Genomic DNA, 23,802 nt, shown 5'->3' with positions numbered 1-23,802 from the left:
GCGCTTGCGTATTACCCTGTGCCCCTTTCAGCCCGTCAGACACAGGCCCCACCTTGACCCGAGAACAACTCGAAACCCGGCAGATCCCGATCTATTTCGCCGCCGTGCTAGCCGCCCTGGCCTTCGGCCTGCTGGCCAGCGACACCGCGCGCCAGCTGCAGAGCCTGGTCACCCCCGCCATCGCCGTGCTGATGTACGCCATGTTCCTGCAAATCCCCTTCCTCGACCTGCGCCAGAACCTGGGCAACCGCCGCTTCATGGCCGCCCTGCTGCTCGCCAACTTCATCCTCGTGCCCTTGCTGGTCTGGGCCCTCACCCGCGGCCTGGTCAGCCACCCGGCCATCCTGGTCGGCGCCCTGCTGGTGCTGCTGACGCCCTGCATCGACTACGTGGTGGTGTTCACCCACATCGGCAAAGGCGACTCGCGCCTGACCCTCGCCGCCACCCCCGTGCTGTTGCTGGTGCAGTTGCTGCTGTTGCCGCTGTACCTGGCACTGATGCTCGGCGACGGCAGCAACGTGACCATCGCCATCGCCCCGTTCGTGGAGGCCTTCGTGCTGTTGATCGTGCTGCCGATGCTGCTCGCCGTGCTCACCAGCGCCAGCGCCCGCCGCTCCCGCGCGGTGGCGGCCTGGAACGACGCCTGGGCGTGGATGCCGGTACCGGCGATGGCGCTGGTGCTGGTGGCGGTGATCGGCTCGCAGATTGCCGTGGTATCGCGGGATTTCGAGCGGTTGCTGCCGGTGGTCCCGGTGTACATCGGCTTCATGCTGCTGGCACCACTGCTCGGGTTCGTGTCGGCACGGTTGCTGCGCTTGCCGGTGGCCGAAGCACGCTCGGTGACCTTCAGCGCGGCGACGCGCAATTCGCTGGTGGTGTTGCCGTTGGCGCTGGCATTGCCAGAGGATCTGCGCGGGTTGGCGGCCGCAGCGGTGATTACCCAGACGCTGATCGAGCTGGTGTGCGAGTTGATCTACATCCGGCTGGTGCCAGCGCTGATACGCCCAGGCCAAGCCTGACCGCTATCCCCTGTAGGAGCGGCCTTCAGCCGCGAAGGGCTGCAAAGCAGCCCCGGTTTCCCGACAACTGGCGCCGCTCCTTCTTGCTTACAACGCCTTCATCTCCGCAATATCCCGCGCCACCTGATCCGCAGAGTGATCGAACATCGCCTGCTCCTGCGCATCCAGCGGCAACTCGATCACCCGGGCAATGCCCTCCCCTGCCAACACGCAGGGAACGCCCATGGCGATGTCGGTGCGCCCGTATTCCCCTTCGAGAATCGCCACCGTCGGCAAGATGCGGTTACGTCCATTGGCAATCGCATCCACCATCTGCGCGATGGCCACACCCGGCGCATCGCAGGCGCTGCCAACCTTCTTCAAGCCGAGGATCTCACCGCCACCCTTGCGCGTGCGCTCGACGATCCGCTCGATCTGCTCATCGCCCAGGAAGTGCGACAACGGCACCGAGCCGACCTGGCAGTAGCGCATCAGCGGCACCATGCTGTCGCCATGCCCGCCGAGCACCAGTGCCGTGATGTCCCGGGCAGAAAACCCCGTCTCCTCGGCGATGAAGCACTTCATGCGCGCGGTATCCAGCACCCCCGCCTGCCCGAATACCTTGCCGCGCCCCAGCCCGCTGAGCGACCAGGCCCGGTAGGTGAGCACGTCGACCGGGTTGGACACTACCAGCACCGTCGCCGCCGGCGCGAAGCGGTTGATGTCCTGCATGATGCCGTCGATGATCGGCAGGTTGATGCTCAACACATCCTGGCGCGACTGGCCAGGCTTGCGCGGCACGCCCGCGGTGATCACCACCAGGTCGGAATCCTGCAGCATCTCGGCCTTGGCGCCGCCGTAAACCCGGGTATCGGACCCCGACTCCACGGCCGCCTGCCAAACATCCAGCGCCTTGCCCTGCGCCAGCTCGCCCTGCACGTCTAGCAACACCAGCTCACGGCAGTATTCTTCCCGGGCAATGACCTGGGCTGCTGCCTCGCCCACGATCCCGGCACCCACGATGGATAACTTGTTCACCTGAGACCTCCCAGCGGCGTGCGCCAACCGGGGCACGCCGACTTGTAGAGAGAAGTATTGCCCGCCGGGGCCAAAAGGCTACCCGCGCCGGACACAAGGTCTGGCACGCAGCGTCGCCGGGAAGCATGCCCGTCAGCGGGATTGACAGGTGCAGTGGTGAATGCTCACATACGCCCCGCCAAAACGCTTCGGCGGGATGCGCACAGGGAGTGCTGCAGTTCAAGGATGATCCGGCTCGGGAAGCTTCACTGTTCCCACCTTCGCATGCAAAACGATCCAGGCAATCTGCCTTGCCAACTTGCGTGCTCTGTTCCTGCTCCATGGTTGGTTCCTGCACACGAACCGCCCCTCCCTCATGTGCGCCGTTCCCAGTGTCGATGCGAAGCCACGTTTCGTTCCACTAAGGATGGTTGTTTCACATGATCCGTAAATTTCTGAAAATCGGCCTTATCTCGGCAGTTGCCGCTACGGCGGCGTGCAGCAACGGGCTTACCCAACCTGCGCCTCCGGCAAAACCAGCACCTGCAGGCACCCCCTTCGCCAAGATCAAGCCAGGGATGTCGCTGCAGCAGGTACATGACCTGATCGGCCAGCCGACTGAAAACATCAACACCATCACCGGCAAGGCCTACATCCCGTTCTATTTCGGTAATGACGCCACCCGCATCATCGACCTGTACAAAGGGCAAGGCCGCATCGTGTACACCGGCGCTGGCGCGACCGGCGTGAACTTCCGGGTGCATGAGGTCCGTTACGACAAAAGCGAAAGCGGTTACAACAGCCAGTAAGCTGCGAAGCCTCCAGGCCTTTAGCCCTACGCCGAATCCCGCCACCGTGCGGGATTTTTTTCAGAAGGCGAGCCAGGTGTACTGGGTTCAAGGCTGGCGGGCCCCCTCTGAGACGTTGGGGCCCGAATTGTGCCGGCAGATGACATTTGTCGGCGGATGCACTACAGGCCTGCTAATGAGATGGCCGATGTCGCTCAGCACGCCCCACACGGCACAACCACATCCCCTTGACAGCATCCCACCGTCCCGGAAATACTTTGCAACGATTCATATAGATGACCAAATAACAAGGTGAATCGTTCCATGACCGTACTGCCCTGCCCTAGGCGCATGCCTGGCGCGACTACGTCCGCCTGTCCCACCCCTGAGAAATTCGAAGTTTGCGCACCCCGTCGGCCATCTGCCCACGCCAGACAGCGGCTCACCGCTGCCCGCAGAACCGCCCGTCACGCCCGCAATTCCTGAGCGCCGCTAGCGCGCCAGGCCAACCGAGATTCCCTGAATGACTCCCTTAGATATACAGCTGTTGCTGACCGCTCTGGTCAGTGTCCTGGTGCTGGTAGCGCTGATCGTGTCCCGCCTGAAGATGCACCCGCTGCTGGCCTTGCTGGTGGTGTCCATTGGCGTGGGCTTCGCTACCCGCATGGAGCCCGGCAGTATCGTCTCGCACCTGCTCACCGGCGCCGGCAAGACACTCGGTGCGGTCGGGGTGGTGATCGCGCTGGGCGCGATGCTCGGCAAGATCCTGGCTGACGCCGGGGTCACGGAACAGGTCGCGGATGTGATCCTCAAGCGCACCTCGGACCGGATGATCCCCTGGGCGATGATGCTGGTTGCCTTCGTCATCGGCATCCCGATGTTCTTCGAAGTGGGCCTGGTGATCATGCTGCCGTTGATCTTCAGCGTGGCGCGCAAGCTGGAAAGCAAGGCCCGCTTCAAGGGCTCGGCGTATGTGTACGTCGGTGTGCCGGTGATTTCCGCGCTGGCCGCGATGCACGGCATGGTACCGCCGCACCCTGGCCCCTTGACCGCCATCGCCGTGCTCAAGACCTCGGTCGGGCCGACCATGCTCTATGGCTTCCTGGCCGCGATCCCGGCCATGATCCTGGGCGGCCCGCTGTATGGCCTGTTCATTTCGCAGCGCATGAGCACCCGGCCCGATCAGGCCTTGCTGGACCAGTTCACACTGGCTGAGAAAGCCGACGATCAACGCCGCCCCGGCGTGGTGGTGGGCATGCTGGCCGCGTTGCTGCCGGCGATCCTGATGCTGGTGCATGCCGTCGCCGAAATGCTGCTGCCCAAGGACAATGCGCTGCTGCAGATGGCCAGCTTCCTCGGCAACCCGTTGATCGCCATGCTGCTGGGCGTGCTGTTCGCCGGCGCGAGCCTGGTGCTGGCGCGCGGCGGCGATGCCGAACAGCTGCGCGATGCACTGGGCAAAAGCCTCAAGCCGATCGCCTCGATCATCATGATCATCGCCGGCGGCGGGGCCTTCCAGGAGATGCTGACCAGCGCCAAGGTCGGCGATGCCATCGTGCACCTGACCCAGCAATCGGCCTTCCCGCCGTTGATCCTGGGCTGGCTGATCGCGATGCTGCTGTCGGTGTCCACCGGCTCCGCCACGGTCGGCATCGTCGGCGCTGCGGGCTTGCTGGCGCCGCTTGCCGGTGCCGATCCGAGCCTGAACCTGCCGTTGCTGGCCCTGTCCATCGGCTGCGGTTCACTGTTCTTCAACTATGCCAACCATGCAGGTTTCTGGATGGTGAAGGAGTCCTTTGGCATGACCATGGGTGAGGCCACCAAGACCATCTCGGTGGTTCAGTCCATCGTGGCGGTGGTCGGCCTGATCGTGGTGTTGATGCTGAATGCGGCGATTGCGGTGGGCTGAGCCGGAACCCGGCCCCCCTTCCTCAGCGCTTTTCTGCGAGCAGGGTGTAGCACATGGGTATCTGTGCCACACCCTGCACATAGACGTCGTAGAGATCCTCACGATTGGAATGCGGGTACTCGGTGAATGCACGCAGCTGCAAACCCGCGTTGATGATCCCCGTGAGCACATCGCCCAGCCGGTGGATATGCCAATAGGATGGCTGCCCGCTCGGCTCACCCTTGCCTTCGTAAACAATGGCGCCTAGTTCGACCACCGGCTCCGTCTGGAAGTAGGACCCGTGGACACGCCAAGGGTCGTCGGCTTCGGGATCGAGCAATTCCAGGAACGGGTGAGTCTCGTAGATCACCAGCGCCCCGCCCGGCTTCAGCGTCCTGGCAACATGGCGGAAGAACACCGCGAGGTCGGGCATCCAGTTCAGGACACCGATGGTGATCAAGGCCACATCGAAACGCGCGTCGAGGCTTGCCGGTAGCGCGTGGATATCGGCCTCGACGAACTCCGGCAAATATGCGGACCGCTCGGCCAGCTCCCGCGCCTGCTTGAGAAACTCGCAGGACTGATCGACCCCGACCACCTCCAGCGCACCAAGCGCGAACAAAGAGATTGCTTCGCGGCCATTGTTGCAGCCCATCTGCACGACCGACTTCCCGGTTACGCCCACCTGCTGCAACACCTCGGTCAGGGTCGCGTCGAGGCAGGAAAAGTCCTTGTGAGGCACCGCTTCGATCAGCTCGCGCCAGCTTGCGCTGCGCCGGTGGTGATCGGCAGAGGCATTCCAGGCATCACGATTGCTGGCGATGACATCCTTGTGAACAACCATTTCGAACCTCGTACTGGATCGGTGAGGTAACTGACATTAGCAGCTTGGCCTGGCGTTATCGAACCAGGGCCAGCCGCAAGCCAAGCCCCACCAGTGCCGCGCCCATGGCGGCATCGATCGGCCGACGCACCTTCGCGTAACACGCCCGCACCCGGTCCGTGGAGAACATCAGTGCCAGCGTCGAAAACCAGGCGAACGAGACAACCGTGACGACAATCACCGCAGCGGCGAGCACCCACCACGGGGCCTGCGCAGGCAGCACTGTGATGAAAAAGCTACCGAAAAACGCCGCGGCTTTCGGGTTTGTCGCGGACACCAGCAACCCGACGCGGGGAGCTGGTGTGCTGGTGTTCTGCGTCCTGCTGATTTCAAGGTCACCATAAGGACGCCGCGCGCCAAGCAGCATCTTGATGCCCATGTACATCAGATACCCCGCGCCCACGACGCGAATCGCGTCATAGAGCCAGGCCACCGTGCTCAGCAAAACACCCAGGCCGACGATGGCCAGCACCGCCCAGAGGGTGATGCCCGCGCTGGTGCCCAATGCAACACCAATCCCCCGCCTGCGGCTCACCAAGGCGTTGGACGTGACGGCGATGAAGTCGGGGCCGGGGCTTACGCAGGCCAGGAGCATGACGGCGCCAATGGTCAACAGTTGGGGAAGGTAGTCCACGTGATGTCTCCAGGAATTTCGTTGTCTATCGCGCTACGTCGTAATGCACCGACAGCAGGCCTTTCTTCTCTTTGAGCTTGAGCACCTTGATCGGCCCCACCAAGCCCGTCGAAGCGACATGCGTGCCGCCACAGCCGTGCATCGGCAAGTCGCCGAAACACACTGACCGGACCCCGTCCTGGTCGATCAGCTGACGCGGCATATCACGCTCGATCAGCGCGTTCACCGCCGCCTCGAGGTCTTCGGCCGTGAGCGGCTCGCAGCCATCCTGGCGCTCGAACACCACCCGGCACTCCCCCGGCCAGTGATGGCCCTTGCTGGGGAGCCAGCCCAAGGCCTGCCCGACACAAGCAATCAGGTGCCCAGCCGAATGAAGGCGAGCATGCAACGCACGCACCTCCGGCGAGACGGCAATCTCGACGCTGCCCAGGGGCACGGCTTGCCCGACGATATGCGCCACATCGCCCTCGACATTCAGCACGTCCTCTACCCGGATGCCCGCGATGGTTCCCTGGTCCGCCAGCTGCCCGCCGCCCTGTGGATGAAAGAGGGTCTCGGCCAGCTCGACCCGGAAGCGCCCATCCTCCATCGGCGTGCAACGCACCACGTGCGTGCTCAAGGTCAACTCATCGCTGGTGTAGTACGCCCGTTGCGTCATCGATCAAAATCCTTGGTTCTTTCCAGGGCAACGCCCGATCAAGACTCAAGGCTAAAGGGCGAGGGTTTCGCGCACTTGTAAAAAATTGATGGGCTGACAGCGATCAGTAACGAGACGGTGCAACCCCGAAGGCTTGCTTGAAGGCCCGGTTGAAGTGGCTCTGGTCGTAGAAGCCCACCTCTTGCGCGACCCGGGTCAAGTCCCACTGGGTATGGCTCAGCAGCACACAGGCGCGCTCCAGGCGCAAACGCACCAGCCAGGCATGGGGCGTCATGCCGACCGTTTGCTTGAACAGCTTGAGGAAGTGGAAACGCTCCAGGCCGCACAACGCAGCCAGTTCTTCGAGGGTGATCTTGTCGGCGAGGTGTTCGTTGCAGTAGTCCCGCACACGGTGCCACTGCACTATGGAAAGCGTACCTTTGACGAACTGCGGCTTGACCATACGGGCTTCGGCGAACAACCGCCCGAGCAGCGTGAGCCATTGAGAGTCGACAAACAGCGGGTCGGTTGGCAGCCCCTCGGCGAGCGCGTCGTGCAGCCGGGAAAGCTGGATGGCGAGGCTGGCATCCTGCAACAGCGCGCCACCCAGGGCGGAAAACTGGTCACGGCCCGTGAGCTCTTCGGTGACGCTGCGCAACAGGTCGGCGGATACGCGGAAAGTCTTGAGTGTGTAGGCGTCGTCGCCCGCACTGAAGCCATCGTGGATTTCGCCGGGTGGCATCAGCTGGATGGTGCCCGGCGCGAGCAGCGTCGTCTCGCCGTTGAGCACCTGGCGCTGTACGCCCTCGGTGATCAGGCCGACGTGGAAATCCAGATGGTAGTGGCGGCCGAAACGGAAGCTCGAGAAGCGCGCCTCGCTCAGCACCAGCCCGGGGATTTCGCTGTTGCGTTTGTAATCGACGTGGTCTGCCATCTGCCGCCTCCTGCCACACCGGGGTGATCATCTCATACCTGATGGTGCCGGGTGCTGGCGTGGTTAGCGGGTTGAGGGCTTGGCAAGGCTGCGCCAGCGCTTGGCTGGCGGCAGCGTTGGGGGCCTCAGTCAGTGGGTGATGGCGCGGGGGTGATCAGCTTTGCGCAGTGCTCGCTGGCCAGGCGGCTGATGATGCGGATGGCCTGGTGGATGCCGGCGGTGTTGCGGAAGCTCAGGTGGGGGTTGTGTTCGCATTCCAGCATGTCGTCGTGCTGGACCAGGGCTTCGCCTAGGAGTTCTAGGGTCCAGGTGTAGCTTTGGATGGTGGTTAGGCGGTCTTGGTCAGTCATGGGGGACCTGCCTTGGGGTGGCGGCGGGGCGGCGGAGAACGAATGCGAGGATCCTGGACGGACTTACGGTAAGCATGCATGAGGTCCTTTTCGGTTGAAGCACCACGCTGACCGTCGCCAAACGGTTAGGGTGGCAGCTGTACGCAGGTTGGCGAACCGAGGAAAAGGAACCCGGCAGACCCGAAGGTCTCCCACGCACAGCCGCCATTACACGAAACTGCGGACGCAAAAAAAGCGCCTGCAATCGTGGTCGGGGCGCCGTTGGCCAACCGATTCTTGATAGCTATGAAATTAGCAAGCACAGCGCTCTGAGGGGTACTATTCAGGCCGAACCATTAATGCGACTCGAGTTACTCCATACTTAGATCGGAAGCGTACATCCACCCCTGGATAATTAATACTTAGTCAGGAGCGGAGACTATAAAGCCGAAGTCTTGAGACGTAACTGTAGTGCAGTTTCGACCGCTACATTTTGTATGTATTTCGATGCGAACTACTAGAAATCACCTCGCAAAGTGAGCATGTAATTGCGCGGATCTCCATAGAAGTTACCGTTCGCCGCACTGGAGACCGTTTGGTAATAGGACTTGTCGAACAGGTTGTTTGCATTGAGCGACACCGTCCAGTGATCATCCACACGGTACTTTAACAGGGCGTTCCAGACGGCATAGCCACTTTGCTTGTAATCGAACGGAATGTTCGACTGAACCACGTTGCCATTGCCGTCCACCCGCACCGTGGTCCCGCTGACATAGGTGGCGCTTTGCAGATCGACCCCGCCGCCCACGGTCCAGTCCGAGAATTCGCCAGGCAGCTGGTAAGTCGACCACACCTTGAATTGATGCTTGGGCGTGATCGTGCTCAATGCCGTGCTGTCGGTTTCGTTCTTGTTGTAGTTATAGACATAGCTGGCCATGAGGTTCCAATCCTTGAGGATTTCGCCCGTCGCTTCTAGCTCGATCCCCTTGCTGACTACCTCGCCCTGGTTCACGTAGCAGCAACTACCGCCATACAGCACCGATGCCTGCGGATAGTTGGTGTCCTGCACAGCGCCGTTGTTGCGCTTGGTGTAGAACACCGCAAGGCTGGTGTTCAAGCGGCCATCGAACAGCTCGCCCTTGATGCCCATCTCAGAGGTCTTGCCCTCGAGCGGTTCCAGCACCTCGTTACTGCCCACCGGCCCGCGCAGGTAGCTTTGCTGAGGCTTGAAGATCTTCGAATAGCTGCCATACAGCGACCATTGCTCATCGAGATCGTAGATCGCGCCGAAGTACGGCACGAAGCGCGTGGGTTCGCGCATGTCTATATCGCTCTGCACTACACCGGCGTTGGTGTAGACCTGCTCGAAGTGGTAACGGGCCGCGCGGCCACCCAGAATGACCTTGAGTGGGTCGGCCACCTGTAGCGTCAAGCGCCCGTACAGGCCGTACTGCTCCTGGGTGTTGGGGCTGTAGTCACGCGGAGTCTGCAGCGAGGTTGTGGTGGGCTTCCAGTAACCTGGGTCGAACGGATTGATCGCCACACCGGTCCCGGTGAACACGCCCGACCCCTGCCAGCGGCTGGTGACGCGCTGGTAGTCGGCACCCAGGACGAATTGGTGCTCGCGACCGAAAGCATCGAAGCTGCCAGACAAGTTGCTGTCGATCAGGTCTTGGCTGGTGGAGTAGACGTTATAACTGGCTCGCCACACAGGCCCCGCCAACGTCACGGGGTTAACGGCGTTGCCCGATACCGCTGCCAGCGCCTTGCCGGCGTCACGGGTATTGGTATATGAGACGTTCAGCTTCCAGTCGTTGTCGAAGTAGTGGTCGACTTTGGTGAAAATCTCCTGGGAAATATTGTCCATGTAGGACCAGTTTTGCCCGAAGTTGGTGTGCCGTGCGAGCCCGATGTCAGCACCGGTGGTGTAGCGTGGCAGGCCTAACGACGAGTTGGAGTGGGTGCTTTCGTACATGCCACCCAGCGTGAAGATGGTCTGCGGACCCAAGTCGACCTCGAATACTCCATAGACCGTGGGTTTCTGCGTGGCCAGCTTGTCCGTAAAGTACTGGCGGTCGGTATAGGCCGTGACCAGCCGGCCGCGTACATTGCCGCTGTCGGTCAACGGGCCGGTCAAGTCGACTTGCGAACGGTAGTTGTCCCAGGAGCCGGCGGCGGCTTCGAACTTCAATTGGAAGTCAGACAGCGGACGCTTGCGCACCAGGTTGATGACGCCACCGGGATCACCCACACCGCCGAACAGCGCACCTGAACCACGCAGTACTTCGACATGGTCGAATTCGGCCAGGTTGTACAACCGGCGCGAGTAGAAGCTGGTGGCCACCGACGACAACGCCATGGGCGCGGCGCCGTCGATCTGGATGCTGTCGATGTTGAAACCGCGCGAGTAGAACTCGTAGGTATCGCTGGTGGTTTTCTGCACCGTCACCCCAGGGGCCATTTTCAGCGCGTCCTGCAAGCTGGTGACACTGCGGTCTTCGATCAGCTGGCTGGACAACACCGAAACCGACTGTGGCGTGTAGCGCAGGCTGGTCGGACTCTTGGAGCCCACGCTCACTGCACCCGTGGTATATGACCCACTGTTCTCGGTCATCTCGCCCATCCCTTGGCCGCTGACCAACGTGCTCCCCAGCTCCAGTGCCGTGCCCCCAGTGGTGACCACAGGGTCCAGTATCCAGTTGCCATTGGCGGCTTGAGTGGCAACGAGGTTAGAACCTTGTAGCAGCTGATCCAGTCCCTGCTGGACGGTGTAGTCGCCATTCAGAGCGGTAGCATACTTGCCACGTACCAGCGCAGGGTCGAATGGGAGATTGATGGCGGCAACCTGTGCAAACGCACTCAGCGATTGCTCCAATGCACCTGCGGGCAGATCGTAATACAGTGTTCCACGCTGTTCGGCGTGTACCGCGCAAATCTGCAATGCACTGCATGCTGCGCTGGCAAGCAGCACGCCACGCAGCGCTATGGCAAGGCGGGTCCTGGGTACATGGCGAGGCGAGAACGCGGATAACATGTGAATCGAGCTCCATTCGTTTGGCAGGTTGTTTACCCTGTTAGCCGAAGTGCTCGGAAAAACCCGCAGCCTGAAACCAATGTTTTTGCAAATTATCCTCAGCGAGCAACGACGCGACGCCAGAATCGCGTGAAGCGCTCGACCCTGACAGGCATCGAATCGCCGAGGGCATCCAGTGCCCGGTCGATATCATCAAGCAGGAAAACGCCAGACACTCTCAACTCTGCAACTTGCGGCGCACAGGTAAGCCAGCCTCGCTGGTAGCGCGCCAGCTCCATGAGCAGCGCCTGCAATGGCAAGCTGCGCGCCACCAACTGACCCCGGGTCCAGGCGCTAGCATCCATCTCGCGGTGCTGAAGTTTGCGGCTACCTGCGGCGCTGATCGAGTACTCCTCGCCGGCGGCAACCAGTTGCTGCCCCGAGGCTTGGTGGATGAGGACCTTGCTCGCTTCGACCGACAGCTGTGTATGCGAATCCTCCTGGCGTACTGCAAACGCAGTACCCAGCGCCTGCAATCGAGCCTGGGCGGTCTGCACCCAAAAGCTGCGGCGCCCGTCGGGCGCACCTTCATCCGGCCCAGTGTCGATGAATATTTCACCCTGCAACAGGTTGATCAGGCGCTGGCTGTTGGTGAATGACACATCGACGGCGGTATGAGTATTGAGCTGCAGCCGGGTACCGTCGGCGAGCATCACCGTTCGTCGCTCGCCCACGCGGGTACTATAGTCGGCTCCCCATAGACGAATTTGCTCCTGGCCCTGCCAGCCCATTGTGCCAACGATCAGCCCCGTGCCCAGCACCTGAAGCAGCTGTCGACGGCCCAGTTGACGATGCTGCATGCGCTCCAGAGTGGTGCGCGCGACACCACCCGGTACGCCTGGCAGGCTGGAGAGGTTGTGGAAGGTAGCCTCGTTGTTCTGCAACGCCTGCCAAGCGGCCTCGTGGACCGGATGAAGCGTGCGCCATTGTTGGCAACCTTGCAGGGCATGCTCGTCAGCGTATCCAGACTGGAGGCGGACCATCCACATGATCGCCTGGTCGAGTACATCATCCGGTACCTCAGGACGCGGTGCGCGGGTCATGAGCTGGCAAAATAGCAATGGCGGATAGCTTTCGCCATATAGCTCTCCACCGACCTCAGGCTGACCCCCAGCCGCGCAGCAATTTCCTTGTAGCCCAGCCCGTCCAGGCGCGAAAGCAGAAAAGCGCTACGTACCTTGGTCGGTAAGCCATCGAGCAAGGCATCCACCTTGGCCAGGGTTTCAAGTAGGATCATCTGCGCTTCCGGGGACGGCATCAACGGCTCCGGCAAATTGGCCACTGCATCCAGGTAAGCCCTTTCGACACGATCGCGGCGCGCACGGTCGATCACCAGAGCGCGAGCGATGGTACTCAGCCAGGCACGCGGTTGTCGGACATCCTGTATTCGTTCAAGTTTGCCCAGCACATTAACGAACGTATCCTGAGCCAAGTCGGCCGCGTTATCCCCTTGGCGCAGGCGTTTGCGCAACCAGTCGACCAACCAGGCATGGTGGTCGACGTAGAGGGATTGAACATCAGCCTTCGTTAAAGATGAAACGGGCGGTGTCGACACTGCAGCCCTCTTGTTGGCATAAGATTGCGTTTGAGAATTTATCTCATCTTATATGGGCTTAATCGCGCCTGACAAGCTGCTGTGGAAAGTGCGACTGGCAAAGGGTAGAACTGGTGGCTACATGCTGCCGGTTGAGATTATAGAAATCAGATAGTCGTTCAGAGTTTGAATTCCCATGACCTTTTTAATCTTCGAGCCAGCAAGCGTGCGGTCAGCAGGTAGTAATACCGCGTCGCCTGACTGTTCCGGTCTAGGCGATGCTCAAGAAACCAAACCACATGCTTCCGTTGCCAGGCCCAAGGCGTCTGCCACTGCCAGTGCTCTGAGATTTCAGCTTGGATGATCCTCGCCTGCCGCAAATGGCGTTGCCGGGTGACGTGCGATCCGGTCAGCACGCCAGCTAAGAACAACTCCATATCGAATGGCTTACTCATGTGCGTCCTCCGATATAGGTGGCGACCACATCTACCCGGCCGTGCCCCAGCTCATGACTGATTTGCCTTCGCGCCTCACGATCAAGGTTCCTATCGATCTGGCAACATTGACCGCCGTTGATAGGCACGCGGTGATGGGTGATTTGCACATAGCGCTCACATGCGTATGCCGCTCGTAGCTCATGGAAACCTTTGAGGTTGTGTGCATGCAGGAAGTCTCGCGCAGGTCGGATGATTTCTTTCAGCGCTTGCGGTCCTGCATAGCTCAGTTGCCTGCCATAGCCGAATTTGCGGCCATCGCGTCTACCCACCAATGCCATGGCAGTCTCCTCATCGTTCGCTCTCCGATCCTCGCCCCACGTCATCCCGCCAGGATTGCTGAGTGTTATCAGGGATCAAGGCCCCTGCGACCTGTGGGGAATGTCCACTGCGCGGGACTGGCGGCTCCTTACGTCCGGGAGCAAGGGCATCTCATGATCTGGCCTCCTGAACACCGTTACCGGTGGGCGGGTGGAGGCAGCACTGGCTGACGAGACCAGCGCCTGAAGATCCTGAGCCGGGTGAACGCAGCGATGCGATGACCGGGGCATGCCTGACTGTCAGTCAGGTGCCGTCCATTCCCTGGTCTGCGGCACCATCATCTAGATGGCTATTGCTGCTGACATCGGCGTTTGTCACACCGTTTGTCACGAGGAGAGTTACCACAAAGCCATGTGCAATCAGTGCTGCAGCGGTGTTAGAGGCGCTGAATTCAGCGAAGGGGATAGCCTGCCGCTGAGCATCGACGTATCAGATGCTGGCAAGCGAACGACAGCCGTTTGTTGTAGGAATTCATCACTGGGAGGATGATCAGGGGAAGGTGCCAGACGCGGGTTGCCATGTAGGAGCCACCGGAGAGAGCAGGGTAAGGACGACAGTTCGGACGATCAAATTTACTGGCATCGACAGCGCCAGCATGGCCGACTCTGCTTTTGTGGCTAGCCCTAGGACACGAATCGTCATGAGCATCTGAAGTTATCCATTGATAGTAATCTGCGGTAGGTCCTCGCAGTGCGCCGCTTACTGATGCCAGATGGCGCATCGGCCGACCACGGCCTAACCCTACAAGCAGCTGGCCCTGCAGCAGCGTAGGGCGATCCTGAGCGGCTTCATCATGCAGTGCAGCAGCTAGCGGTACTGAGTAAGCGAACTGTACGTCAGCATGCTCACCAATTACTGAAGCAAATTCCTTCCGATGCTGGATGGCACGGGCTTGGCCCGTGTTCGCGGGTAAACCCGCTCCCACAAGGGTTGCGCCTGCTTTCGAAATTTCGGCAAGACAGTTCCTCCCACGGGGATGGCCCTCGCCACAGTTGTTGCCACAAAGCTCGCGTGGACCGATACCCTCACTGGTACGGTGTCATGTACTGCTGCCTGGAAATTTATCGTGCCTCGGTGGGCAGCTTTCTGATAGTGCCCCGGGCAGCTTGGTGGCCATGAGCTACCATTTTTTAGCCTCACACCATGTTGTCTACAGGAGTTCACATGTTCACTGACATCAAACCCGGCCCGAAGCCTAAGCGCGAAGATGGAAATGACGACCGCAGACGGCACGTAACCCCACCTAATGAAAAGAAGCACCCGACTCTGCCTGTCCACAAGCACAAGCCAGGTGACTGATTTAACGTAGCCTGCTTTAGAACTCCGCCATCAAGTATGGCGGAGGGCCTGCCCGCGAAGCAGGCGCTGCGGTGGATGGCACCGTCTTCGTCGGTGTTCGCGGGCAAGCCCGCTCCCACATAGGGGGCGTCATGTTCAAGAAATCAGCAAGGCAGTTGCTTCTACTCGGAATGCGCTCGGCCAGCGCGTTTGTGCCAAGGGCGGTAGAGCGCTCAGCGCTTTCACACAGGCTGCCGGGTGGCTCTGTCATGACCCCTGCTCTTATCCGGGCCAGTGCAAAGCTTCACTGGTGTGGATGGCGATGAGACAACATATTTATCCAGGAATTATCTTTAGCGGCTGAAAGCATTATCTAGAAAAATCGGGAAAAACCGCCCGAAAATACTGGGAAAAACCAAGTGACGAAAAAGCATTATCTGGAAACTCGTCCGACCGTAACCCGAAAGCACGCAGATTCATCCGACATCGCTCCGATAACCTTGTCGCATTTGGTGTTGGCAACGAGCAAGGTGATCGGCAGCAGTTAGCTGCCACGAACCACAGCTTGGCATTCCTCAAAGCGAAACACGCAGCAACTGTTCTCAAGGGAACACCTGCCAAAAATTTTCTTACCATAGCGGCCAGCAAAGGAGCCGCTGTGGTCACCACCCCATCCCCCATCTTCAAGATGAAGCCCGCCGATCTGGTAGAGCACCCCACAGGCGGCATCGTCTTCGGCGTGATTCCGCCCATTTCAGCCATGAACCTCAACCTCACCGAGGGCAGGGTCTACGTCAAAGTGGGCCAGCACTTTCAGGGCAAGGGCGGCCAAGCTAGTGGTCATGGCATCCTGCACATCTGGCACGGCAAGAAAGTGTTTCTGCGCAAGAGGGGCATCAACAGCCCGGATCACCTGGCAGCGTTCATTGCTTCGCTCATGGCACTGGGCACAGAGATCTACCACGACGCCAACCACCCTGCGGCTGCCAAAAAGCGCATCACGCTGCTGCGAACGGTAGACGGGACGCTAACGCTGGAACCACGCAAGGGCGACCGGGTGCTCGGCTTCCATTACTCGGTGGTGACCTGGACGCCCCAGCCCACTCCGCGAGGAACCAAAGTCGGTGAAATCACCGTCGATTGGGCAAAAGAAAAGGCGACCCTTTCGGGGTCGCCTTCGGATGTTACTGAGGCTGTAGTCGCAGCGATTCTTTAGTTTCCGGATCCAGGATCCATCAGGTCAGAACCCAGTCGAATCATCGGCCGTATGGTGGGGCCTATCGACTGTCCCTACGTCAGTGAGTGCCAGTTTCACTGCTGCCAGATCCGGGGGGCCAATTGCTGGCAAGCCATGCCCGAAAATGCGCGTTTGCAGTCCTCGGGCAAGATTGTCGAAGATTTGCCCTGAAAGGTCAAACCACCTGATTTCGGCAATTTGTTTCAACGGGCAGGCGGACCCCCGCACCTTTTCTCAAGACACAAAAAAGGCCTGCATCGCTGCAAGCCTTGATATGTGGTGCCGGAGACAGGAATCGAACCTGCGACCTTCGCGTTACGAGTGCGCTGCTCTACCGACTGAGCTACACCGGCGTGTAGCGCAACGTACCACTGCCGCACCCGTTACGCAAACCCCTGTTTCTAGGGCTTTATTGCCATCCCTCAGGACGCCTTGCAGCCTTTGGGGGCCAAGTCTTCCTCGATGTTGGTCGCGCAGCTCCACCCGGTGGCGCTACGCGACAGGGTCAAGGTCTTGCCCAGCACACTGGCCGGTGCATCGGCCAGGGTGCAGGTGATCGCGGCCGTGCCGTCCGAGGCCTTGCCCGTGGCGGTGATCGCGCAATGCGCTGTCGCCGGCTGGCCACCCAGCGTGGCGACGTCGGCTACGTCCTTGCCTTCGTTCAGGCGCAGGTCCATGGCGGTCTTCAGCGCGCTGATTTCCAGCAAGCCGGCGGCGGCCTTGGTGCGGGACTGGTGGTTGGTGTACATCGGTAAGGCGATGGTCGCCAGAATGCCGATGATCGCGACGACGATCATCAGTTCGATCAGGGTGATACCGCGTTGCCCTTTCATGAACAATTTCCTTTGTGAATGCGTGTACTCGTGGAGGTCAGGCTCGCCCCCAGCGGACAGCGGCGCAGTAGGCCTGAACAGACACCTTTTGTCACCCCTGCCCGCTTGGGCGTCATCTTCGCTGAACTACTCTAGTGAGCATCACGGACGCACGCCCGCCCAGGGAGGCGGCAAGCTGTTTCCAGGCTTGTCGCGGGGGCAGGAAGGGACTTTTGCATGACGACTTCGACACAGCTCTACAACTGGCACGGCACTGATGCCAACGGCGTGGCCGTCAGCGGCCAGGTCAGCGGGCGCAGCCCGGCCTATGCGCGGGCGGGGTTGCTGCGCCAGGGTATTCGCGTGGCCAGTTTGCGGCCGGCGGGCGGGGTTGCATGGCGTTTGCCGAAGGCTCGGGAGAAGACTGATGCACCGGGGTTCAGCCGGCAGTTGGCGACCTTGCTCAAGGCCGGGGTGCCGCTGTTGCAGGCCTTCGAGGTGATGGGGCGCAGTGGGTGCAGCGCGGGGCAGGCGGCGTTGCTGGATAGATTGAAACAGGATGTGGCGTCGGGGCTGGGGCTGGCGGATGCGCTGCAACGGCATCCGGCGTGGTTCGATGGTTTGTATTGCAACTTGATTCGCGTGGGGGAGCAGTCGGGTACGCTGGATCGGCAGCTGGAGCAGTTGGCGGGGATGCTGGAGCAGCGCCAGCAACTGCGCAAACGCGTGCGCAAGGCGATGCTCTATCCGCTGCTGCTGTTGCTGACCGGGCTGGGAGTGTCGGCGGTTTTGTTGCTGGAGGTGATTCCGCGCTTCGAGAGCCTGTTTGCGGGCTTCGATGCGGCGTTGCCGGCGTTCACCCAGTGGGTGATCGACTTGTCCACAGGGCTGGGGCGCTCTGCGCCACTGCTGTTGATAACCGGGCTGGTGCTGGGTGTAGCGATCACTCGGCTTTATCGCAAGCATGCGCCAGCACGCCTGTGGATATCTCGGCAGGCCTTGCGCTTGCCGGTGTTTGGCAAGCTTTTGAGCCAGGCCGCCCTGGCCCGCTTCGCCCGTACCCTGGGCACGTCCTACGCCGCTGGCGTGCCGTTGCTGGATGCGCTGACGACGGTGGCCAAGGCGACTGGCGGCGACCTGCATGAACAAGCGATCCTGCGGTTGCGCCAGGGCATGGCCAATGGGCAGGCGCTGAACCAGGCGATGGCGCTTGAACCGCTGTTCCCGCCGTTGCTGGTGCAACTCACCGCCATCGGTGAATCCAGCGGCACGCTGGACCAGATGCTGGAGAAATCCGCCAGCCATTACGAGGAACAGGTCAGCCAGACGCTGGACCAGTTGACCAGCCTGCTGGAGCCGGCCATCGTGCTGGTCCTGGGGCTGCTGGTCGGTGGCCTGGTGGTGGCGATGTACCTGCCGATCTTCCAGTTGGGTAGCTTGATCTGAACATGACTTTATGGACTTTCCTGGCCGGGCAGCCGGCGTATTTCATCACCCTGGCGACGGTACTTGGCCTGCTGGTGGGCAGTTTTCTCAACGTGCTGGTGCATCGCCTGCCGATCATGCTCGAGCGCCAGTGGCAGCGTGAGGCGCAGGAAGTGCTGGGCCTGCCGACTACCGAGCACGAGCGCTTCAACCTGTCGCTGCCCGCCTCCCACTGCCCCCATTGCAACCACGCGATCCGCGCCTGGGAGAACATTCCGCTGCTGAGCTACCTGGCGCTGCGTGGGCGCTGTTCTGCCTGCAAGCAGCCGATCAGCAAGCGTTATCCACTGACCGAAATGGCCTGCGCGGTGATGTCGCTGGTGGTGGCCTGGCAGGTGGGGCCGGGGGTCGCAGCCTTGGTGTTGCTGCTGTTCACCTGGAGCCTGCTGGCGCTGAGCCTGATCGACCATGACAAGCAAATTCTCCCCGACGTGCTGGTGCTGCCGACGCTGTGGCTGGGGCTGATGGTCAATGCCTTCGACACGCTGGTGCCGTTGCCCGACGCGCTGTGGGGCGCGGTGGCCGGTTACCTGAGCCTGTGGTCGGTGTACTGGCTGTTCAAGCTGCTCACCGGCAAGGAAGGCATGGGCTATGGCGACTTCAAGCTGCTGGCGCTGATCGGTGCCTGGGGCGGCTGGCAGGTGTTGCCGCTGACCTTGCTGCTGTCGTCGGTGATCGGGGTGGTGGCCGGCCTGTGCCTGCTGCGGGTGCGGCGGCAATCGGTGGGCACGGCGATACCCTTTGGGCCGTATCTGGCGATTGCGGGGTGGATTGCCGTGCTCTGGGGTGATGAAATAAGCACCTCCTACCTGCAACTGTTTGGAATGTGATGACCACAAAGGCCTTCACCCCCTGGATTCTCGGGCTCACCGGCGGCATCGGCAGCGGCAAGAGCGCGGCGGCCGAGCGTTTCGTGGCGCTTGGTGTGCACCTGGTCGATGCCGACCAGGCGGCGCGCTGGGTGGTCGAGCCCGGTCGGCCGGCGCTGGCCAGCATCGTCGAGCGCTTCGGCCCTGGCGTGTTGCTGGAGGATGGCCAGCTCGATCGCGCGGCGCTGCGCCAGCTGATCTTCGCCGACCCGGCCCAGCGCAAGTGGCTGGAGCAACTGCTGCACCCGCTGATCGGGCAGGAGATTTTCAGCTACCTGGCCAAGGCCGAGTCGCCCTATGCGGTGTATGTGTCGCCGCTGCTGGTCGAGTCGGGGCAGTACCAGAAGGTCCAGCGCGTGCTGGTCATCGACGTGCCGCAGGAGTTGCAGGTGGCGCGTACCCTGGCGCGGGACAACACCAGCGCCGAGCAGGTGCAGGCGATTCTCAAGGCCCAGCTGGGGCGCGAGGAACGCCTGGCGCATGCCGACGATGTGGTGGTCAACGACGGCGACCTCGCCGCGCTGCATGAGCAGATTGACCGCCTGCACCACTTTTACCTGACTTTACGAGGAGGCCAGCCATGAGCCAGCCATTGACCGTCGATTGCCCGACCTGTGGCGCACCTGTGGAATGGAACGAGAAGAGCGCGTTCCGGCCGTTCTGTTCTGATCGTTGCAAGCTGATTGATCTGGGGGCCTGGGCGGCCGAGGAGCACAAGATTCCGGTGGCGCCGGATTCGGAGGATGAGCTGTTCTCCGGGGATCTGGAGCCGCGGCATTGAGCTGATTTTTGCGGGGCCTGTGCTGGCCTCTTCGCGGGTAAACCCGCTCCCACAGGTACTGCACTGCCTTCGGGTTTGCGTGGTCCGTGTAGGAGCGAGCGTTGCTCGCGATGGGCTGCAAGGCAGCCCCGGCACTATCGGCTGCGAAGCTGAAAACCTGGGGCCGCTGCGCGCCCCATCGCGAGCAACGCTCGCTCCTACCAGCCTATCGCTCGTCATCCTTCCACGGCGCCTGCAGATACCGGGTACGGTTGAACGTCTCCAGCCACTCCGGGCAAAACACCACCAGCGCACTGATCACCATGCCGTTGATGAACGCCTCCGGGAACATCATCAACCACAGGTAGCCGACAAAGTCGCTCAGCCACTCCGGCATCGCGAAACGCCCGTCCAGCCACAACACCCCCAGCGCCACCGGCACGCACACCAGCACCGTCAATGCAGCGGGGAAAAAACCCGAACAGAAGATATACACGAACAGGTTCCGCGGCTGCGCCCGTTCGACCAGGATCGCGCACACCTCGGTGACCAGCACCGGCAAGCCCACCAGCAGCAAGCCATTGACCCCAAGCGCCGCCAGGTCCTGGCGCCCCAGCGCCAGCAATCCCAGCTGGGCAAAGAAGCCACCGAGTACCGCCAGCGGCCAGTCCAGCAGCAAGGTCACCGCCGTCATGCCGATGAAGTGATAGGACACGCCCGTTTCAAAATCTCGCCTGACCAGCCACAAGGCAAACAGGCAGAACACCGTGCCGAACAGCAGGTGCTGGCGGCGCCGGTCGGTCACCAGTTCCACCCAGCGCGTGCGGCTGGCGGCCCAGATCAGCAACGGCACGTAACCGAGCCAACCCACGGCAAGCGTGGTTGTGGATAACACCTGCGCGCTGATCACCTGCTACATACCCCTGTCGCCCCTGTGGATAAACCTGAGTCTATACCCTGCCCCGTTTCCCACGCACAAACAGCATCTTACCGTCATCGATTAGCGACTAAGCTTGTTCCCATGGATGACTCAGACTACCTGCGCCTGCTTACCATCCAGGCCGAACAAGCCAATGCCTTTCTCTCCAACGCCCGCAAGTGGGAGCGGGAGCGGTGGGTGTGCCAGCGCCTCTTGCAGGGGCTGAACATCCCCTACCGCAGCGAGGACTTCACCCCGGCCGGCCAGGAGCCGCCAGACGTGCTGTTCCGCGATGCCGCGTTCGAGGTGTTCTTCGTGCTCGATGAAGGCCGCCGCCTCAACGATGAATGGCGCGAAGAGCTGCAGCGCCGGCGCAGCGCGTTTTCCCTGGCCCAGCTGGTGCGCCGCGAGGCCCGCCCGCGGCGCATCGCCGCCGCCGAACTGCTGGCGCGCCTGGCGCCGACCCTGCGCAAGAAGGCGCACAACTACCGCGAACGCGGGCTGGACCTGAGCGAGCTGGACATCATCGCTTTCTCCAGCCTCAAGCGCGAAGTGCTCGACCTCAACACCCACTTCCCGCCGCCCACCGAATACCTGCGCCAGGGCTGGCGGTCACTTTCGCTGGTGGGGCCGACCTTTGCCCGGGTGCTGTTCGCCCACCCCGACGCGCCGGATTTCCTGCGCGGCAACCTGGGCCGCAGCATCGTCTTCGACGTGGGCATCAGTCTTTGATCCAGTGCCGAGTGTCATTGCGATGGCGTACACTCGGCGCCAGGGATAGAAAGCATTATCATTTGTTGCAAGCGCCTGCATGAACGCTGTGGCGTTCGTGCAGTCACAAACGTCTACCTGACGAGGCCCACCATGACCAGCCGTCTGAATCCTGAAGATCAGCGTCGTGTCGATGAGTATCTGCGAGCCCCCCAGCACCAAGTCGAGCGCCGGCCTTTCCGGCCCTGGCTGCTCCTTGTGCTGGTACTTGCGGTGACCATCGGGTTGGGCCTCATCAGCCGCCTGCTGAGTGGACTGGTGCTATGAGCTGCCTCGCGCTCGCCCTCCTCTCCGGCAGATTGCGGCCGGCCCCTGGGGCCACGGATTCTTTTAACCTTATGAGATATCCCCATGACTCATCGCATCGTGATTGTCGGCGGCGGCGCCGGCGGCCTGGAACTGGCGACCCGCCTGGGTAAGAGCCTCGGCAAGCGCAAACAGGCCGAGATCACCCTGGTCGACGCCAACCTCACGCACATCTGGAAGCCACTGCTGCACGAAGTGGCCGCCGGCTCGCTGAACTCCTCGGAAGACGAACTGAACTACGTGGCCCAGGCCAAGTGGAACCACTTCAATTTCCAGCTGGGGCGCATGAGCGGCCTGGACCGTGAAGGCAAGCAGATCCAGCTGGCCGCCACCCTCGACGAAGAGGGCCGCGAGCTGCTGCCTGCGCGTACCCTGGGCTACGACACCCTGGTCATCGCCGTGGGCTCCAACACCAACGACTTCGGCACCCTGGGCGCGGCGCAGCACTGCCTGTTCCTTGACACCCGCAAGCAGGCCGAGCGCTTCCACCAGCAGTTGCTCAACCATTACCTGCGTGCCCACGCCGGTGACGTGGCCAGCGAGCAGATCAGCGTGGCCATCGTCGGCGCCGGTGCCACCGGCGTGGAGCTGGCGGCCGAGCTGCACCACGCGGCCCACGAGCTGGCGGCCTATGGCCTGGACCGCATCCAGCCCAAGGACATGCACATCACCATCATCGAGGCCGGCCCGCGCGTGCTGCCGGCGCTGCCGGAGCGCATCAGTGTGCCGGTGCACAAGACCCTGGAAAAACTCGGGGTGAAGGTGATGACCAACGCGGCGGTCAGCGAAGTGACCGAAGATGGCCTGAAAACCAAGGACGGCGAAGTGATCCAGGCCAGCCTGAAAGTCTGGGCGGCCGGCATTCGCGCGCCGGGCTTCCTCAAGGACATCGACGGCCTGGAGACCAACCGCATCAACCAGTTGGTAGTACGCCCGACCCTGCAGACCACCCGTGACGACAACATCTTCGCCTTCGGCGACTGCGCCGCCTGCCCGCAACCGGGCAGCGACCGCAACGTGCCGCCACGCGCCCAGGCGGCGCACCAGCAGGCTTCGATGCTGGCGCAGAGCCTGAAGGCGCGGCTGGAGAACAAGCCGCTGCCGACCTACGAGTACAAGGACTACGGCTCGCTGGTGTCGCTGTCGCGCTTCTCGGCGGTGGGCAACCTGATGGGTAACTTGATGGGCAGCGTGAAGCTGGAGGGCTGGCTGGCGCGGATGTTCTATGTGTCGCTGTACCGCATGCACCAGATGGCGCTGTATGGGTTCTTCCGCACGGCGTTGATGATGCTGGGCAGCAAGATTGGCCGGGGTACCGAGCCACGCCTGAAACTGCACTGACAGGCACCGACAATCCCTGTGGGAGCGGGTTTACCCGCGAATGCGATGGTGGCTCCACTGCCGCATTCGCGGGTGAACCCGCTCCCACAGGGGGGACGGTGTGGCAACAATAGAGAGGGAAGGCCTGCACCGAATCGTGCATTTTCCCAAGGCAAAGAAAAAGGGCATCTCATGCGAGATGCCCTTTTTTACATGGTGGGTCGTGTAGGATTCGAACCTACGACCAATTGGTTAAAAGCCAACTGCTCTACCAACTGAGCTAACGACCCGGAAAATGGTCGGGGTGAGGGGATTCGAACTCCTGACATCCTGCTCCCAAAGCAGGCGCGCTACCGGACTGCGCTACACCCCGAGGTCTTGCTAAAAAAAAGGGCACCTCAATCGAGATGCCCCTTCTTACATGGTGGGTCGTGTAGGATTCGAACCTACGACCAATTGGTTAAAAGCCAACTGCTCTACCAACTGAGCTAACGACCCGGAAAATGGTCGGGGTG

Annotated in this window: 23 protein-coding genes, 4 tRNA genes and 1 pseudogene; 11 read left to right on the top strand and 17 right to left on the bottom strand. The window is 61.7% G+C overall.

Annotated features, from left to right (window positions below; all coding sequences use genetic code 11):
- The first annotated feature begins 53 nt into the window (after positions 1-53).
- The gene (locus ACIP21_RS23610; RefSeq protein ID WP_400692806.1) at positions 54-1,019 is read left to right on the top strand and encodes an arsenic resistance protein; all 966 of its coding nucleotides are present in this window, start codon (positions 54-56) and stop codon (positions 1,017-1,019) included.
- Positions 1,020-1,106: 87 nt separating this feature from the next.
- On the opposite strand, the gene ACIP21_RS23605 is transcribed toward ACIP21_RS23610, so the two are convergent.
- Complete coding sequence (locus ACIP21_RS23605; protein WP_400692803.1) at positions 1,107-2,036, bottom strand: malate dehydrogenase; 930 nt, start codon at positions 2,034-2,036, stop codon at positions 1,107-1,109.
- Between the two features lie 419 nt (positions 2,037-2,455).
- Here ACIP21_RS23605 and ACIP21_RS23600 point away from each other — a divergent pair, with 419 nt between their 5' ends.
- Together ACIP21_RS23600 and ACIP21_RS23595 are read left to right on the top strand one after the other, a co-directional pair.
- Positions 2,456-2,824 carry a hypothetical protein gene (locus ACIP21_RS23600; protein WP_400692801.1) on the top strand — a complete coding sequence of 123 codons (369 nt, stop codon included), beginning with the start codon at positions 2,456-2,458 and terminating at the stop codon, positions 2,822-2,824.
- Positions 2,825-3,326: 502 nt separating this feature from the next.
- Complete coding sequence (locus tag ACIP21_RS23595) at positions 3,327-4,712, top strand: GntP family permease (protein ID WP_400692798.1); 1,386 nt, start codon at positions 3,327-3,329, stop codon at positions 4,710-4,712.
- 22 nt (positions 4,713-4,734) lie between these two features.
- On the opposite strand, the gene ACIP21_RS23590 is transcribed toward ACIP21_RS23595, so the two are convergent.
- The 10 genes and pseudogenes from ACIP21_RS23590 to ACIP21_RS23545 form a co-directional block, all read right to left on the bottom strand.
- Positions 4,735-5,535, bottom strand: a complete 801-nt coding sequence (locus tag ACIP21_RS23590; protein ID WP_400692795.1) for a class I SAM-dependent methyltransferase — start codon at positions 5,533-5,535, stop codon at positions 4,735-4,737.
- Positions 5,536-5,590: 55 nt separating this feature from the next.
- Positions 5,591-6,208 (bottom strand): LysE family translocator, encoded by a 618-nt coding sequence (locus ACIP21_RS23585; protein ID WP_400692792.1) that lies wholly within the window; start codon positions 6,206-6,208, stop codon positions 5,591-5,593.
- A 25-nt stretch (positions 6,209-6,233) separates the two neighbouring features.
- The gene (locus tag ACIP21_RS23580) at positions 6,234-6,866 is read right to left on the bottom strand and encodes an alanyl-tRNA editing protein (RefSeq protein WP_400692790.1); all 633 of its coding nucleotides are present in this window, start codon (positions 6,864-6,866) and stop codon (positions 6,234-6,236) included.
- Positions 6,867-6,969: 103 nt separating this feature from the next.
- Positions 6,970-7,779: an AraC family transcriptional regulator gene (locus ACIP21_RS23575; protein ID WP_400692787.1), complete on the bottom strand. Its 810-nt coding sequence runs from the start codon at positions 7,777-7,779 to the stop codon at positions 6,970-6,972.
- 125 nt (positions 7,780-7,904) lie between these two features.
- Positions 7,905-8,129: a hypothetical protein gene (locus tag ACIP21_RS23570; protein ID WP_400692785.1), complete on the bottom strand. Its 225-nt coding sequence runs from the start codon at positions 8,127-8,129 to the stop codon at positions 7,905-7,907.
- 496 nt (positions 8,130-8,625) lie between these two features.
- Entirely contained in the window at positions 8,626-11,142 is a 2,517-nt protein-coding gene (locus ACIP21_RS23565; RefSeq protein ID WP_400692783.1) for a TonB-dependent siderophore receptor, read from the bottom strand.
- Positions 11,143-11,240: 98 nt separating this feature from the next.
- A complete protein-coding gene (locus ACIP21_RS23560) occupies positions 11,241-12,224 on the bottom strand; it encodes a FecR domain-containing protein (protein ID WP_400692781.1) in 984 nt (327 codons plus the stop codon).
- Complete coding sequence (locus tag ACIP21_RS23555) at positions 12,221-12,736, bottom strand: sigma-70 family RNA polymerase sigma factor (RefSeq protein ID WP_400692779.1); 516 nt, start codon at positions 12,734-12,736, stop codon at positions 12,221-12,223. The genes ACIP21_RS23560 and ACIP21_RS23555 overlap by 4 nt, the downstream gene beginning before the upstream one ends.
- A 158-nt stretch (positions 12,737-12,894) precedes the next feature.
- Positions 12,895-13,170 (bottom strand): hypothetical protein, encoded by a 276-nt coding sequence (locus tag ACIP21_RS23550; protein WP_400692778.1) that lies wholly within the window; start codon positions 13,168-13,170, stop codon positions 12,895-12,897.
- Positions 13,167-13,415: pseudogene (locus tag ACIP21_RS23545) on the bottom strand (integrase); the annotation flags it as partial. The gene ACIP21_RS23550 and the pseudogene ACIP21_RS23545, both read right to left, overlap by 4 nt.
- 1,958 nt (positions 13,416-15,373) lie before the next feature.
- Here ACIP21_RS23545 and ACIP21_RS23540 point away from each other — a divergent pair.
- Positions 15,374-16,024, top strand: a complete 651-nt coding sequence (locus tag ACIP21_RS23540; RefSeq protein ID WP_400692775.1) for a hypothetical protein — start codon at positions 15,374-15,376, stop codon at positions 16,022-16,024.
- Positions 16,025-16,322: 298 nt separating this feature from the next.
- Here ACIP21_RS23540 and ACIP21_RS23535 read toward each other — a convergent pair.
- Positions 16,323-16,398: transfer RNA gene (locus ACIP21_RS23535), tRNA-Thr, on the bottom strand.
- A gap of 69 nt (positions 16,399-16,467) precedes the next feature.
- The gene (locus ACIP21_RS23530) at positions 16,468-16,878 is read right to left on the bottom strand and encodes a pilin (RefSeq protein ID WP_400692773.1); all 411 of its coding nucleotides are present in this window, start codon (positions 16,876-16,878) and stop codon (positions 16,468-16,470) included.
- 216 nt (positions 16,879-17,094) lie between these two features.
- On the opposite strand from ACIP21_RS23530, the gene ACIP21_RS23525 reads away from it, so the two are divergent.
- From ACIP21_RS23525 to yacG, 4 genes are read left to right on the top strand one after another with little or no spacing between them, the layout of a single operon-like run.
- Positions 17,095-18,303 carry a type II secretion system F family protein gene (locus tag ACIP21_RS23525; RefSeq protein ID WP_400692771.1) on the top strand — a complete coding sequence of 403 codons (1,209 nt, stop codon included), beginning with the start codon at positions 17,095-17,097 and terminating at the stop codon, positions 18,301-18,303.
- Positions 18,304-18,305: 2 nt separating this feature from the next.
- Positions 18,306-19,172: a prepilin peptidase gene (locus ACIP21_RS23520; protein WP_400692769.1), complete on the top strand. Its 867-nt coding sequence runs from the start codon at positions 18,306-18,308 to the stop codon at positions 19,170-19,172.
- The gene (gene coaE, locus ACIP21_RS23515; RefSeq protein ID WP_400692766.1) at positions 19,172-19,795 is read left to right on the top strand and encodes a dephospho-CoA kinase; all 624 of its coding nucleotides are present in this window, start codon (positions 19,172-19,174) and stop codon (positions 19,793-19,795) included. Before ACIP21_RS23520 ends, coaE begins: the two co-directional genes overlap by 1 nt.
- Complete coding sequence (gene yacG / locus ACIP21_RS23510; RefSeq protein ID WP_167059234.1) at positions 19,792-19,992, top strand: DNA gyrase inhibitor YacG; 201 nt, start codon at positions 19,792-19,794, stop codon at positions 19,990-19,992. The genes coaE and yacG overlap by 4 nt, the downstream gene beginning before the upstream one ends.
- Before the next feature lie 205 nt (positions 19,993-20,197).
- Here yacG and ACIP21_RS23505 read toward each other — a convergent pair whose 3' ends face one another.
- Positions 20,198-20,881 carry an energy-coupling factor ABC transporter permease gene (locus ACIP21_RS23505; protein WP_400692764.1) on the bottom strand — a complete coding sequence of 228 codons (684 nt, stop codon included), beginning with the start codon at positions 20,879-20,881 and terminating at the stop codon, positions 20,198-20,200.
- A 111-nt stretch (positions 20,882-20,992) separates the two neighbouring features.
- On the opposite strand from ACIP21_RS23505, the gene ACIP21_RS23500 reads away from it, so the two are divergent.
- From ACIP21_RS23500 to ACIP21_RS23490, 3 genes are all read left to right on the top strand, one after another.
- Positions 20,993-21,622: a DUF1780 domain-containing protein gene (locus tag ACIP21_RS23500; RefSeq protein ID WP_400692761.1), complete on the top strand. Its 630-nt coding sequence runs from the start codon at positions 20,993-20,995 to the stop codon at positions 21,620-21,622.
- Between the two features lie 132 nt (positions 21,623-21,754).
- On the top strand, positions 21,755-21,928 hold the full coding sequence (locus tag ACIP21_RS23495) for a DUF3094 domain-containing protein (protein WP_008091951.1): 174 nt from the start codon (positions 21,755-21,757) through the stop codon (positions 21,926-21,928).
- Positions 21,929-22,012: 84 nt separating this feature from the next.
- The gene (locus ACIP21_RS23490; protein ID WP_400692758.1) at positions 22,013-23,308 is read left to right on the top strand and encodes an NAD(P)/FAD-dependent oxidoreductase; all 1,296 of its coding nucleotides are present in this window, start codon (positions 22,013-22,015) and stop codon (positions 23,306-23,308) included.
- A 193-nt stretch (positions 23,309-23,501) separates the two neighbouring features.
- Here ACIP21_RS23490 and ACIP21_RS23485 read toward each other — a convergent pair.
- From ACIP21_RS23485 to ACIP21_RS23475, 3 genes are all read right to left on the bottom strand, one after another.
- A tRNA-Lys gene (locus ACIP21_RS23485) sits at positions 23,502-23,577 on the bottom strand.
- 6 nt (positions 23,578-23,583) lie between these two features.
- Positions 23,584-23,660 (bottom strand) — tRNA-Pro (locus ACIP21_RS23480).
- Positions 23,661-23,709: 49 nt separating this feature from the next.
- Positions 23,710-23,785, bottom strand: a tRNA-Lys gene (locus ACIP21_RS23475).
- Positions 23,786-23,802 lie beyond the last annotated feature (17 nt).

Source organism: Pseudomonas sp. NPDC089401 (assembly GCF_044749485.1).
Lineage (GTDB): Bacteria > Pseudomonadota > Gammaproteobacteria > Pseudomonadales > Pseudomonadaceae > Aquipseudomonas.
The sequence above is the reverse complement of the archived record's forward strand: the minus strand, read 5'-3'. Positions and strand labels throughout refer to the sequence as shown.

What these genes read in the sequence shown, in the direction of transcription:
- ACIP21_RS23600 (WP_400692801.1), top strand. Translation starts at nt 2,456, where the DNA reads ATGATCCGTAAATTTCTGAAAATCGGCCTTATCTCGGCAGTTGCCGCT.
- ACIP21_RS23595 (WP_400692798.1), top strand. Translation starts at nt 3,327, where the DNA reads ATGACTCCCTTAGATATACAGCTGTTGCTGACCGCTCTGGTCAGTGTC.
- ACIP21_RS23590 (WP_400692795.1), bottom strand. Translation starts at nt 5,535, where the DNA reads ATGGTTGTTCACAAGGATGTCATCGCCAGCAATCGTGATGCCTGGAAT.
- ACIP21_RS23580 (WP_400692790.1), bottom strand. Translation starts at nt 6,866, where the DNA reads ATGACGCAACGGGCGTACTACACCAGCGATGAGTTGACCTTGAGCACG.
- ACIP21_RS23575 (WP_400692787.1), bottom strand. Translation starts at nt 7,779, where the DNA reads ATGGCAGACCACGTCGATTACAAACGCAACAGCGAAATCCCCGGGCTG.
- ACIP21_RS23570 (WP_400692785.1), bottom strand. Translation starts at nt 8,129, where the DNA reads ATGACTGACCAAGACCGCCTAACCACCATCCAAAGCTACACCTGGACC.
- ACIP21_RS23565 (WP_400692783.1), bottom strand. Translation starts at nt 11,142, where the DNA reads ATGTTATCCGCGTTCTCGCCTCGCCATGTACCCAGGACCCGCCTTGCC.
- ACIP21_RS23560 (WP_400692781.1), bottom strand. Translation starts at nt 12,224, where the DNA reads ATGACCCGCGCACCGCGTCCTGAGGTACCGGATGATGTACTCGACCAG.
- ACIP21_RS23550 (WP_400692778.1), bottom strand. Translation starts at nt 13,170, where the DNA reads ATGAGTAAGCCATTCGATATGGAGTTGTTCTTAGCTGGCGTGCTGACC.
- ACIP21_RS23530 (WP_400692773.1), bottom strand. Translation starts at nt 16,878, where the DNA reads ATGAAAGGGCAACGCGGTATCACCCTGATCGAACTGATGATCGTCGTC.
- ACIP21_RS23525 (WP_400692771.1), top strand. Translation starts at nt 17,095, where the DNA reads ATGACGACTTCGACACAGCTCTACAACTGGCACGGCACTGATGCCAAC.
- ACIP21_RS23520 (WP_400692769.1), top strand. Translation starts at nt 18,306, where the DNA reads ATGACTTTATGGACTTTCCTGGCCGGGCAGCCGGCGTATTTCATCACC.
- coaE (WP_400692766.1), top strand. Translation starts at nt 19,172, where the DNA reads ATGACCACAAAGGCCTTCACCCCCTGGATTCTCGGGCTCACCGGCGGC.
- yacG (WP_167059234.1), top strand. Translation starts at nt 19,792, where the DNA reads ATGAGCCAGCCATTGACCGTCGATTGCCCGACCTGTGGCGCACCTGTG.
- ACIP21_RS23500 (WP_400692761.1), top strand. Translation starts at nt 20,993, where the DNA reads ATGGATGACTCAGACTACCTGCGCCTGCTTACCATCCAGGCCGAACAA.
- ACIP21_RS23495 (WP_008091951.1), top strand. Translation starts at nt 21,755, where the DNA reads ATGACCAGCCGTCTGAATCCTGAAGATCAGCGTCGTGTCGATGAGTAT.
- ACIP21_RS23490 (WP_400692758.1), top strand. Translation starts at nt 22,013, where the DNA reads ATGACTCATCGCATCGTGATTGTCGGCGGCGGCGCCGGCGGCCTGGAA.